Raw genomic sequence first — 12,077 nt, 5'->3', positions numbered from 1 at the left:
TATTCCATACCCTTTCTATTCCTAATAAAACAAGCTGAAGAGAAAATCTCTTCAGCTTGTTGTTAAGGAAGCAATAATTTCATTCGATCAAGATAATTATAGGACAAATCAATAAATAAATATTCTTTTGAATTTAACGGATAAGAATACGTTCTAACCGTTTCACCGGTTTCAATATCACTATATAGATCGGATAATATCCCTCGTTTTTCAGTTCGCATCTTCATAATATTTTCTAAAAAATATGGTCTCCAACTCCAATTTTTATGTGCATATTCGGGTTGTATAAGCCAATCATTCTCATATTTAATGATATTGGCAGATTTCTGAAACCCATCTTCATCACAAACATACATTCGAAAAGCAGCATCCGTTAACTCGGCAGACAATAATTTTAATAACTCCTCATAGGTAGAATATTTCTTGTATTTGACAAGCAGTGCTTGTAATTGACCTTGAAACTCTTCTGTTAAGTCATAGATCGTCGATAATTTCTTCTTTTCTGAAAGGATAAATTCATGAAACATATTTCTCAATGTTTCCTTTCTAATATTACGTTCAACGAAATTCTCCTCTGGATAATGTAAGTAATACCCTTGATAAAATCTTCCTCCATTTTTCCAAGCAAATTGAAGCTGATAAACCATCTCAATATTTTCAAATAATAAAGTAGCACCAATTTTTCGAGCAAGCATAGATAATGAATACAATACATCTTGATAAGTGTGCGAGGTGGACGTAGACCGCAAAGCCAATAAATCAATCTTCAAAATGTCAGGCCCTAAATCACTTAGGCGATCAAGATAACTGCTATCGCTTCCCATTTTATCAATCGCAATCTTTATACCATATGTTCGATAGTAAATTAATAAATGATCTAAATGATCAAATTGTCCTTGATAATTTCTTTCAGACAGCTCTAGAACGATCCGATTCAGCTTGATGCCTTTCTCTTCGTACTCCAATAAAGTAACTAAAAATGATTCTCCATCATCCTTCATCAGCATTTCAGCATCTCTATTGATAAAGAGCAATACGTCCTCATCAAGGGATAAAGCTTTATCCAAAGCTTTTGTCAAAATAACTTGATCTACTTCAAGCTTATATTCATCTGGAATTCCTTCATCTACAAAAAAATCGCCAAGACTTTCCACTCCATTTTGCCCATTGTATCTACCTAATACTTCATATCCAATAACCTGATGTTCATCAGCGCTAAAAATAGCTTGAAAATAAGGGATGACATTTTCTAAATCAGTCAAAATATCCAAAGCATCCATATTTTGATCGCCTCCCTAATAAGAAAAGCAAGCTCCTTTGCATATCATAATTAAGAATTTGGCAAATCGACGCCTTCCAAAAAGTAAAAAGTCTTTATCTTAAATGGATTTATTAATTAGTTAGCAAAGGTTCTTCACTTTATTTTACGAAATTAAATAAACTTAATTATATCATATAAACACCTAGCTATCGAAATAATGATAGAAAATTCTTTCTATTTTCTAAACAATCCCTAAACTTGAATCAACTTACTTTAGCCTTCTTGGTAATAATATGCCCTCATATTTCGATGATAATATCGTATGATAACATTAGGAGTTGGCAAGAAAGAGGTAGTAATATGAAGTTGTTGAAACTATTACTTTTGCTCGCTCCCTTTTTTAGTTCGGAGCAAGTTTGGGAATACTTCCATATTGATGACCATCCAAGACAAAAAAACGAAATAGTAAGTCAAGTATCAAGCTCTACTAATAAAATACTGTTAGATGTTCCATTGATAAAACAAAATCCAGAATTACGATATGGATGTGAGGTAACAAGTTTAGCAATGGTCTTAAATTATGCTGGTGTTAAAGTAACGAAAATGGACCTTTTTAAAGACATAGAGAAGGACTCAGATCCATTAGTCCGAAAAAACGGAAATATTATTAAATGGGGAGATCCTTCTATTGGCTTTGTTGGAGATATGACTGGAAAAAAGGCTGGTTACGCTGTATTTGATAGACCAATGGAAGATCTTGTTAACAAATATTTACCTGAAAGAGCAGTTAATTTAACAAATTCTTCTTTTCATGACTTGGAAAAACATGTTGAGAATGGTTATCCAATTGTCGTGTGGACGACAGGGGATTATCGTTTACCCGATAGATGGGAATCATGGGAACATAATGGAAGAACAATTAAAACACCATTGGATTTACATGCAGTTGTTTTAGTCGGGTTCAGTAAAGAGCATGTTTACTTAAATGATCCCTTATCTGGTAAGAAAAACATCAAAGTAAATAAAAAAAACTTTATTAACTCCTGGCATGCTTTAAAGTCAAGAGCAATTAGTTATCGCTAAAGCCAAAAAGTTTTTTACACTTTGTATGGATCAAAGCTGAATATCTCTAAGTGGCTGGCTGCATTCCCTTTAGTATTTGCTAACAGCTAATCAGCAGCTTGAATACACTTCACTTTCTATGTAGGCGAACGCTGCTCTTCATATGAGTTCTTGATCGCGCTAACCCTAGGAATTTGTATTCAGGCTGCCTTACTCTCCACCCTCTTATTCCCTATAAAATCAAGACTTCACACTTTTTAAACACTTAAATTATAATGGCAAATTTTCAATTATCCTTCCCTCCTGTATGTTTATGATTTACTCTTATCAATCATGTTTAAAATTGCCTAAGAAATTGTTCTGCGTCTTCACAAGTCAATGGCTTTGAATAATAATAACCTTGTGCTTTCTGACAATTTGCCTTTTTTAAAAAATCTTCTTGATCTTTATTCTCGACACCTTCTGCAATTACTTCCATTCCTAAATTTTGACCTAAGTGAATAATTGTAGTTGTAATGGCAGCATCCTTGGAATTTATCACAGCATTTTTAATAAAAGACTGGTCAATTTTTAACACATCGATGGGAAATTGCTTTATATAGCTAAGAGAAGAATAGCCCGTTCCAAAATCATCAACAGAAATAATAACACCCAATTCCTTTAAATTCCGCAAAATAGGAACTGCTTCTTTAATATTCTCCATAACCCCTTCTGTAATTTCCACTTCTAAGAGGAATGGCTGGATGTTATATTTTTGGATAGCATCTCGAATTACTTCTACAAAATTAGGTTGTTGAAATTGCTTAGGAGAAATATTGACAGCGATTCTGGTATCTAGGTTGTAAAGTGTTTTCCAAATCTTTATCTGCTCACACGCCGTTTCAATAACCCAATTCCCAATCGATATAATGAGACCCGTATCCTCAGCAAGCGGTATAAAGTCATTTGGAGCAACCAAGCCTAACGATGGACTCTCCCACCGTAATAGTGCTTCAAAGCTATTGAAAGTATAATCATTCAAATCAATTTGCGGCTGATAATACAATTTCAGTTCATTCCTTTGAATAGCTTTTCGTAATTTTGTTTCAATCGATACTATATTAGTTAAAGCTGTTGTCATATCAGAACGATAAAATTGATAGTGTGCTTTGCCTCTTTCTTTTACTCGAAAAAGTGCCTCATCAGCATTTTTTATCAATGTTTCAATATCTTCTCCATCCTGTGGATACATGCTAATTCCAATACTGGGACTTATATAATATTCCTGAGAATCTAGATAGAAAGAATTAGCAAAGGTTGAAAGGATTTGCTGAGCATTGCTTGCTGCTTCTTGTCTATTCGTCTGCGAAAGGAGAATATTAAATTCATCTCCTCCTTGACGATACACATGACATTTGTAATTATTAAACTCTAATAAGCGTTCCGCTACTTTTACAAGAATTTGATCACCTACAATATGACCAAATGTATCATTGATATATTTAAATCTGTCTAAATCAATGGTCATTAAGGCGAAAGCAGCTTGCTCTGTTTCCGCTCTTTTTATTTCAAGATTTATATCCTCCATTAGAGCTCGTCTATTATAAAGTCCTGTCAGCTGATCATGAAAAGACATAAACTGAATCTTTTCTTCCGTCTTCCTCCTTTCTGAAATATCTCTTAAGATGACATAAATCCCCTTAATGGTTCGATTCACTATAATAGGTACGAATTTTGAATGTACAGATAATTCTGTTCCCTTTTTGCTCATTAATTTACAATCGATTGATTGTGATGTATTTGTCAGTTTACATTTTCTAAAACTTCCATAAAAAACTGTATTCTCCCTATCTATTAGATCATAAAGCGAAAAAATCGTTTTAGCTTCGTCACTAAAACCAATTAATTTCAATCCAGCAGGATTCACCTCCTGTATAACTCCATCTAAATTGACTGTGAGAACAGCATCTAAGTTATTCTCTACTAATGAACGAAATCGTTGTTCACTTTCAAGTAATAAATGTTTTTCCTTGATGGATTCTGTAATATCTCTCGTAATAGAAACAATATATTTTACTTCATCTTGATCATCCTTTATAGGCGTTAAAACAGATTCTGCATAGATAATATTTCCATCTTCAAGCTTGATTTCATCTGTATAACTATGATTTCCCTTCATCTTACATACTGTAGAATATTCCTTTTGTAATCTAGCCGCTATGTAGGCAGAATTAACATCTTGGATTTTTTTCCCTATAAAGTTGAGTGGTAATTTAGCAAACAAGTATGCAGCTTCATTCACAAAAATATAGCGAAAAACTTCCCCTTTCTCGACTTTCATAATAAAGACCATATCTTTAATATACATAAAAATAATTTCAAAAATAATATTCTCTATATTTGATTTGGATTGAGCGATCATTTTCTTACTTGTGCTATTCTTGTTATATTTGTCCATCCATCTCATTCCTTACATGCTGCAATATATTAATGTGTTCTTAAAAGATATACACAATACACCAACGTCTTCTTTTACTACTATTATCGGCATGTGAATCCATTTCTGTACTCAAATAGATAAAAAATTATGTCTATTCTTAAAATAAAGTTTATCTTAATCTTGCTTCAGGAGCACACTTGACAGACAAGCTATTTTTTTTATTTCCTTTCTTTCGTAAAAATAGTATAATAACTTGTACTAAACAATAGAAAGGAGAGTTAAAACAATTGAATAAGCAGCAACAATATCCGCCGCCAATACAACCTACTGTTGTAAATCTTCTACAAGCAATCTCAGTTGTAAACCGTCATGCAAAGACTGCTCCAAACCCAAAGTTTTTATATAAATTAAAACATGACAGTTTACATAAACTATTAGCAGAAGGAAAAGCAAAGAAAATCGGTCTACACTTCTCAAATAATCCAAAATATAGTCAACAACAATCAGATTTATTGATTGCGTGTGAAAACTATACATTTCATTTGCCTCCGACTAAAAAGGATTTTGAGGAATTGCCACATTTAGGATCTCTCAATCAAAGTATTCGAAATCCCAAATCAACTCTTTCCTTAACACAATCTAAAAAGCTTTTATCCACCTATACTGGATTAAAAGAAGAGACACCACCAAATCATTCAATCCGCAAAAAGAAATACCAAAAACCTGTTTTTAAAAAACTTGGTGAAAGCTATTAATCTTGAATGAAAACGGTAATCCCCTCGATTCTATCAATTAAAAGAAAATAAGCAGCCTTATTATAATACAAGAATGTGGCTAGAATAAGCATTTCAACTAAAGAAACAGCCACCCCATCACATGAACGTTCGAATGCTGGGGTGGCTGTTTTTCGTCCTAAAAGGCTGTTTCAGAAAATTACTATTAGATAACCGAACAATATTGAGGCTGCGGGTGATCATCACAAACCTTCGTTCCTAAAAAGAATAAGAACCCAACCAATTATACGGTACTTTTTTCAACTTCTTTGTATAATTGGTTGGGCTTATATTTGGTTGGGACACTTATGCCCCAGGTCTTTTAAGTAGTTCTTAAAGACAAATTAAGCAGAATCCGCTTCTTTCCCGCAGAAAGATCCTCTATTTAGTTATGTTGAGTCTCGTTTTAATTGTGCATCTCATAAAGCTTCCTTCTACAAAATGTTATTTTTCATAAATGAAGAATAGAAAAGCAAAGTAATATGAATCAACAAAGACCAGTATTGGGAATCTATAGTATACAGGTAACCGTCTCTAAACTAAAAGGCCACACCATACATCAACAACATTTTATAAAATGATGTTATCGATAATATGAATTAATTCATTAATCTCAGGTTTACTTACTTGATCATTCGCTCCTACTACCTGGCCCTTATGTCTTAAATCATCTGTAATTAACGAAGAAAATATAACAACTGGCAATGCTGCTAAGTCAGGATTGTCTTTCACTACTTTTGTTAAATGATGTCCATCCATTTGAGGCATTTCTATATCGGTAATCATTAACTGAGCAGCTTCTTCTACTGGATGACCGTTCTCTATAGCTTTCGTTAAATAGTCTAATGCTTCACGCCCATTTTCGAAAAAGGTGATATCCTGGAATCCAGCAGCATTTAAAGTGTCTTCTAATAATTTTCTTAAAAGGGCAGAATCTTCCACAACAATTAGTTTCTTGTCACTTCTTTTTCTTTCACCTAATTTTTTTACTTGTTGAACATTGATTCCCGACTCCGGATTAATATCAACAACGATTTTTTCAAAATCTAATAATAAAATCATTTCTCCATTTAATTTGACTACCCCGATAATCTGACTTTCCGTTCCATAGTATGTCTCAGATGGTTTTTCAATGTTTTCCCATGATATACGATGAATTTGTGTTACATTATGAACATGGAAAATTATTTTTGTTTTATTAAATTCAGAAACAATATACTTGTCCTTTTCAGGAGTATCAGAAGGAGGATAACCTAATACATTTGCAAGATTAACAACAGTTAATACTTCTCCCCTTAACTCCATAATCCCTTCTATATATGGGTGTGCGTGTGGGATTGGTGTGATAGGTACTGGATTAATGATTTCTTTAACCTTAATCACATTGATTCCAAAATGATTCTTTCCTACGCTGAATTCTACAATTTCTAATTCATTTGTTCCCGTTTCTAAAAGTATCCCTTTATCATTTTTCATTTCTGTTTGTCCTTTCGCTCGCCTAAAAATTCACTTATTTAGCCAGACTACATCAAATTATTTATACCTATCTTTTATATCGGACTTTTTATCCACTCTTAAAGTAGGACTCGCTAATTTCCCTAAATTCGAAAGACGAAAAGCTGTTCACCATCCGATAGTATTTCAGTCTCCATGATTTTTACTAGTAAATGGCTAAAAAAAATGCTGTTCATGAAAGAACAATATGAAAATATTCCAATCCTCTCAAAGAATATTTTCTATCGTTAGCTTTCATGAACAGCTTAGTTTTCCTCTTCTATTGGAAAGAAGAAAAGTTTTTTCAATATCATTCTTCCTTTATACGTGCATGAATAATTAATCCAATAATAGTTAGAATGATTAAGGAACCTAGTGCAAATCTACTTGCCATATTACCATACTCAGCAAAAACAAATGTAATCGTCCCATATATTATAGGACCTATAATAGATGATACTTTTCCAGAAAAAGCAAATAAACCAAAAAATTGTCCTCTTTTCTCTTCCGGCGTAATTTCAACGATATATGATCTTGTTGTTACCCACATACTTCCAAGCGCTACTCCAAATAAACTGCCAGCTACCCAGAATAACCCTTCATTCTTAGCAAGCGTTGCAATAATTATCGCAATAACTAACAGTATCCCCACATAACGAACAGCTCTGTATGCACCAACACTTTTCGTTATATATCCAAAAACAAAGGAACCAATAATACTTGCAATGGTTGACACAAGATAAAGAACAATAAATTTACCAGTATCTAATCCAATAACCGCATTGGCATATGCAGACATCGTCGCAATAGTAGTAGCTAATGCATCATTTAGAAAAAAGTAAGCAAGCATAAAGGTGAAAATTTTCCGATAACTTTTCATTTGTTTAAAAGTTTCTATTATTTCTCGATATCCAGAAAGAACAGATTGTTTTTGGATATTTTCTTTTGGTGTATCTTTAATGAAAAAAAATAATGGCAAGGATAAAAGTAAAAAAAGAATACCAGTTGGAATAAAGGATTGATTATATGCCCCTTTATCTATAAAGAGATAAACAGTTAATCCAATCAGTGTTCCAATATAACCGATGGCTACACCAAAACCTGAGATTAATGGAATCTGTTCCTTTGTTCCTAAATCAGAAATCATCGTATCATAGAACACTAAGCTAGAATGATAAGTAAATTTAGATAAAACAAAAAAGAGGATAACAAGTGATAAAGATATCGGAATCCCAAATATCATTTGTGTAGACGGGATAAAAGAGAAAAAACCCATAGCTATGGTTCCAAATACGGTTAATAATGTTAATATAACAATATATTTTTTCTTTCTTCCAGTTCTGTCCATCATAACGCCAAATAATGGTGTAAAGATAACTAACAGAAAGCTGGCTAATGCATTCGCATATGAAATAAAAGTCGAAGCAATCTGTTTATTAACTTCATTTGAGCCAATCATATCTTGTAAATACATAGGAAAAAAGATAGTGTTAATATTAGACGAAAAAATAGTATTGGCCGCATCATAAAGGGCCCATGAGATTATAGGCAAAGAAAAATATAATGCCAGCCCTCTTTTTTTTATTTCTGTTTTATTAGTTATCGGTTCCATCTATTAAGCTCTCCTCTCAAATAGCGGGTATGTAGGGATAAAACAACATACTCCTGTTTGTTCTCCTTAAGAACCATTTGGCTTATCCATAATGCTGTCGTCTTACTCACATTATGGATAAGCCCACAGGTTTATGAATTATTTTTTTACAACAATGGAACCTACAATTAAATCATGTAACGCTTGTTTTTTCTCCGTGAACGCAGCCAAAATAAAGCCAATTAATAAAATCCCTGAAAGGAGACTTGATACGATGTATCTTCCTAGACTTCTCCAGAAAGAAAGCTTATTTCCTTTCAAATCCTCTACCTTTAAACCTAATAATTTCTTGCCAATCGTCGCTTGCCATTTAGAGGAATGAAGCAGTGAATAATAAAAAAGACTAATAAACATACATACTGCCATCGTTCCCAAAAAAGCGGTCATTAATGAGCCTAATAGAGATAAAATTTCAGAATCAGATAATGCATTTATACTGGCTGGATCCATCAATAATTCATCCGGTATTTCCATTGAACTAATAAATAAAGCAAAAATGATATTGGAAAAAAATAATAATGGAATGCCTAAAATGATACTATCAATTGCCCATGCTCCAAAACGAATCCAAAATCCTGCATATTGAGGATGATTTTCCTTTTCTTCTATTTGTATAGTTGTTACCATTTATTTTCCCCTCCCCACTAATATGATAAATGGTATTTATTTTCTAAACAACCTTTTTTATGAAATGACTGCTAGCTTTACAATTATTAAACAAAAGAGAAACCTTCCTGCTCCTTGTCTTTAAAAGTTCATAAAATGTTTATTTGTTTTTTTCTAATTTGTGAAATGTCAAACAAACACCTAGACGATTTTATGCTATTAGAATACGCTAATAGTGTAAGTTGTGAAGGAAGAAAACCGAATATTATTTAATTAATTAAAGAGAGGACGAGTACACAATGAAGGGTACTGCAATTCTTTTTCACGATGACTTAACGGTAACTTTTCTAGAAAATGTCGATTTAGACACATGGAAAAAAACAGATAAAATGGACAATGGGAAACTGCTTTTAGAAAATCATCTGAATCAATCAAACCATGAACAACTTTTATTAATGGAAGAAGGCGTTGATTGGGATTATGGTTACTAATTAAATAGATATTAGAGCAAGCTTGGAGCAGGGATATATTCTTCTATCCCCTGCTCTTTTTATTTTGTTTTATGTATTTAAAACAATCATAGCTTTTGATATCATTATAGAATACGTTACGTTAGGAGACTTGATATGGAACATTTAATCAATAAAAAAGTTAAAAATATTGAGATTTCTGGTATTAGAAAGTTCGCTAATATGGTTGCTGGAAAAAAAGGAATGGTTTCTTTAACCATCGGCCAGCCTGATTTTCCCACCCCACTACATATTAAAGAGGCAGCAAAAACTTCCATTGATGAAAACTATACTTCTTATACACATAACGCTGGAGACCTTGCGTTACGGGAAGCGGCATCCCATTTTGTAAATAAAAAATATAATCTTTCTTATGATCCTTCCACAGAAGTGATTGTTACCGTGGGAGCTAGCGAAGCTATTGATGTGACATTTCGAACAATTCTCGACGGTGGAGTGGAGGTAATCCTGCCAGGACCTGTATATCCTGGATATGAACCAATTATTCGTTTATGTGGTGCGGTTCCTGTGCATGCTGATATTCGTCATACTTCTTTCCGTTTTACAGCTGACGTCATAAAAAAATATATCACGGAAAAAACAAGATGTATCGTCTTACCCTATCCGTCAAATCCAACAGGTGTCAGCCTAACAAAAGAAGAAATCAAGGAGATTGCAGCCCTGATTAAAGGAAAAGATATCTTTATTTTAGCAGATGAAATATACAGTGAATTACTATATGATCAAGAGCATGTATCCATTGCTCAATATCTACGCGAACAAACTATTGTGATTAATGGTCTATCTAAATCACATAGCATGACTGGATGGAGAGTTGGTCTATTATTTGCTCCTTCTTATCTTTGTCAACAAATCATTAAAGTCCATCAATATAATGTAACTTGTGCCTCTTCAATCTCGCAAAGAGCGGCATTAGAAGCTTTAACTATTGGTATTAATGATGCAGCACCTATGAGAGAAGATTATCAAAGAAGAAGAAAATATGTGTATGATCGCTTGTCCTCTATTGGATTGGATGTAGTTATGCCAGATGGGGCGTTTTACTTTTTCATAAAAGTGCCAACAGCTAAATTGAATTCTTTTGATTTTTGCCTTGATCTAGTCGATAAAGTAAATCTAGCAGTTGTTCCTGGAAGTGCCTTTTCTGAATTAGGAGAAGGATATTTTCGAATTTCCTTTGCCTATTCTATGGAAACATTGGAAGATGCATGCAATCGTTTAGAGGAATATGTAAAAATACATCTAGCAAAATAAAAAAACAGCTTCTAATCTTGGCTTTCACCGATTAGAAGCTGTTTTTTCAATCCCAATATTTATATAAAGCTTGTGTTCCGCTCTCATCTTCTCCTTTCGCTGACAGGCGGCTGTATAATGTTTCCGCAAGAGATAATCCTGGCGTTTCCATTTGCATTTCCTCTGCTTCTTTAAGAGCAATTCTCATATCTTTTATAAAATGCTTGATATAAAATCCAGGTTCAAAATCCCCTTTTATCATTCTAGGTGCTAGATTACTTAAGGAAAAGCTCCCAGCAGCTCCGCTTGAGATACTTTGCAATACCTTTTCAGGGTCTAGTCCAGCTTTTTGAGCATAAACGATGGCTTCACTTACACCAATCATTGTAGAAGCAATGGCAATTTGATTACACATTTTCGTATGTTGACCAGAACCTGCAGGTCCTTGATAGACAATATTAGTGCCAAGTATCTCGAATAGAGGCAGAAGCTGTTGGAAAACTGCTTCTTCCCCACCTACCATAATGGATAGCTTTCCTTCTCTTGCCCCTACATCTCCACCACTTACAGGGGCATCAACTGCATATATATTTTTCTTTTTCGCCTCTTCGTATATTTTCTTGGCAAGACTAGGAGTTGAGGTGGTCATATCGATTAAATATGTATTTTCTTTGGCATTGTTAATTAATCCTAGTTCTCCTAAATATATTTCCTCTACATCTTTCGGATAACCAATAATCGTAATAATGACATTTGCTTTTAAAGCAATTTCATGGGGACTGTCTGCCCATTCTGCTCCAGCAGCTACTAGTTCGTCTGCCTTTGCTTTCGTGCGGTTATACACCATAACAGGATACCCTGCATGCAATAAATGGCTTGCCATACTTTTCCCCATTACACCAGTACCAATAAAACCAATTATAGTTGTTTCTTTCGCCAACATCCGATCCTCTCCCTTTTTTGGCAAATAACTTTCTTTTTCTAATAGTATCATGAAAGCAGGTATAATTCTTCTATAGAATATTGAAAACTGCTAATAGAAAAAAAC

10 protein-coding genes are annotated in these 12,077 nt (G+C 33.5%); 4 read left to right on the top strand and 6 right to left on the bottom strand.

Annotated elements, in window-relative coordinates; all coding sequences use genetic code 11:
• Nucleotides 1-62: 62 nt before the first annotated feature.
• The gene (locus tag NSQ89_RS05985) at nucleotides 63-1,280 is read right to left on the bottom strand and encodes an EAL domain-containing protein (protein ID WP_341132374.1); all 1,218 of its coding nucleotides are present in this window, start codon (nucleotides 1,278-1,280) and stop codon (nucleotides 63-65) included.
• 341 nt (nucleotides 1,281-1,621) lie between these two features.
• Here NSQ89_RS05985 and NSQ89_RS05980 point away from each other — a divergent pair, with 341 nt between their 5' ends.
• Nucleotides 1,622-2,344, top strand: a complete 723-nt coding sequence (locus NSQ89_RS05980; protein ID WP_341132373.1) for a C39 family peptidase — start codon at nucleotides 1,622-1,624, stop codon at nucleotides 2,342-2,344.
• 316 nt (nucleotides 2,345-2,660) lie between these two features.
• On the opposite strand, the gene NSQ89_RS05975 is transcribed toward NSQ89_RS05980, so the two are convergent.
• Nucleotides 2,661-4,760, bottom strand: a complete 2,100-nt coding sequence (locus tag NSQ89_RS05975; protein ID WP_341132372.1) for a sensor domain-containing protein — start codon at nucleotides 4,758-4,760, stop codon at nucleotides 2,661-2,663.
• A 269-nt stretch (nucleotides 4,761-5,029) separates the two neighbouring features.
• Between NSQ89_RS05975 and NSQ89_RS05970 the strand changes: the two genes are divergently transcribed.
• On the top strand, nucleotides 5,030-5,497 hold the full coding sequence (locus NSQ89_RS05970) for a YkyB family protein (RefSeq protein ID WP_047942975.1): 468 nt from the start codon (nucleotides 5,030-5,032) through the stop codon (nucleotides 5,495-5,497).
• Nucleotides 5,498-6,085: 588 nt separating this feature from the next.
• Here the strand turns inward: NSQ89_RS05970 and NSQ89_RS05965 are convergent.
• The 3 genes from NSQ89_RS05965 to NSQ89_RS05955 form a co-directional block, all read right to left on the bottom strand.
• Nucleotides 6,086-6,991, bottom strand: a complete 906-nt coding sequence (locus NSQ89_RS05965; RefSeq protein ID WP_061796799.1) for a chemotaxis protein — start codon at nucleotides 6,989-6,991, stop codon at nucleotides 6,086-6,088.
• A gap of 328 nt (nucleotides 6,992-7,319) precedes the next feature.
• Nucleotides 7,320-8,621: an MFS transporter gene (locus tag NSQ89_RS05960; protein WP_047942972.1), complete on the bottom strand. Its 1,302-nt coding sequence runs from the start codon at nucleotides 8,619-8,621 to the stop codon at nucleotides 7,320-7,322.
• Between the two features lie 138 nt (nucleotides 8,622-8,759).
• Nucleotides 8,760-9,287 (bottom strand): RDD family protein, encoded by a 528-nt coding sequence (locus tag NSQ89_RS05955; RefSeq protein WP_047942971.1) that lies wholly within the window; start codon nucleotides 9,285-9,287, stop codon nucleotides 8,760-8,762.
• 278 nt (nucleotides 9,288-9,565) lie between these two features.
• On the opposite strand from NSQ89_RS05955, the gene NSQ89_RS05950 reads away from it, so the two are divergent.
• Nucleotides 9,566-9,757: a hypothetical protein gene (locus tag NSQ89_RS05950; protein WP_047942970.1), complete on the top strand. Its 192-nt coding sequence runs from the start codon at nucleotides 9,566-9,568 to the stop codon at nucleotides 9,755-9,757.
• A 135-nt stretch (nucleotides 9,758-9,892) separates the two neighbouring features.
• Nucleotides 9,893-11,050, top strand: coding sequence for an aminotransferase A (locus tag NSQ89_RS05945; RefSeq protein ID WP_047942968.1), 1,158 nt, complete (start codon nucleotides 9,893-9,895; stop codon nucleotides 11,048-11,050).
• A gap of 46 nt (nucleotides 11,051-11,096) precedes the next feature.
• Here the strand turns inward: NSQ89_RS05945 and NSQ89_RS05940 are convergent, their stop codons facing one another.
• Nucleotides 11,097-11,972 (bottom strand): NAD(P)-dependent oxidoreductase, encoded by an 876-nt coding sequence (locus tag NSQ89_RS05940; RefSeq protein ID WP_047943014.1) that lies wholly within the window; start codon nucleotides 11,970-11,972, stop codon nucleotides 11,097-11,099.
• Nucleotides 11,973-12,077: the final 105 nt, after the last annotated feature.

It is taken from the genome of Niallia sp. FSL R7-0648 (assembly GCF_038007005.1).
In the GTDB taxonomy this organism is placed as follows: domain Bacteria; phylum Bacillota; class Bacilli; order Bacillales; family Cytobacillaceae; genus Niallia; species Niallia circulans.
Note: the sequence above shows the minus strand (reverse complement) of the source record. Positions and strands in the feature narration are given on the sequence as shown.

Excerpts from the sequence above, each read along its gene's own strand:
- NSQ89_RS05985 (WP_341132374.1), bottom strand. The coding sequence starts at position 1,280 with ATGGATGCTTTGGATATTTTGACTGATTTAGAAAATGTCATCCCTTAT.
- NSQ89_RS05980 (WP_341132373.1), top strand. The coding sequence starts at position 1,622 with ATGAAGTTGTTGAAACTATTACTTTTGCTCGCTCCCTTTTTTAGTTCG.
- NSQ89_RS05975 (WP_341132372.1), bottom strand. The coding sequence starts at position 4,760 with ATGGACAAATATAACAAGAATAGCACAAGTAAGAAAATGATCGCTCAA.
- NSQ89_RS05965 (WP_061796799.1), bottom strand. The coding sequence starts at position 6,991 with ATGAAAAATGATAAAGGGATACTTTTAGAAACGGGAACAAATGAATTA.
- NSQ89_RS05960 (WP_047942972.1), bottom strand. The coding sequence starts at position 8,621 with ATGGAACCGATAACTAATAAAACAGAAATAAAAAAAAGAGGGCTGGCA.
- NSQ89_RS05955 (WP_047942971.1), bottom strand. The coding sequence starts at position 9,287 with ATGGTAACAACTATACAAATAGAAGAAAAGGAAAATCATCCTCAATAT.
- NSQ89_RS05950 (WP_047942970.1), top strand. The coding sequence starts at position 9,566 with ATGAAGGGTACTGCAATTCTTTTTCACGATGACTTAACGGTAACTTTT.
- NSQ89_RS05945 (WP_047942968.1), top strand. The coding sequence starts at position 9,893 with ATGGAACATTTAATCAATAAAAAAGTTAAAAATATTGAGATTTCTGGT.
- NSQ89_RS05940 (WP_047943014.1), bottom strand. The coding sequence starts at position 11,972 with ATGTTGGCGAAAGAAACAACTATAATTGGTTTTATTGGTACTGGTGTA.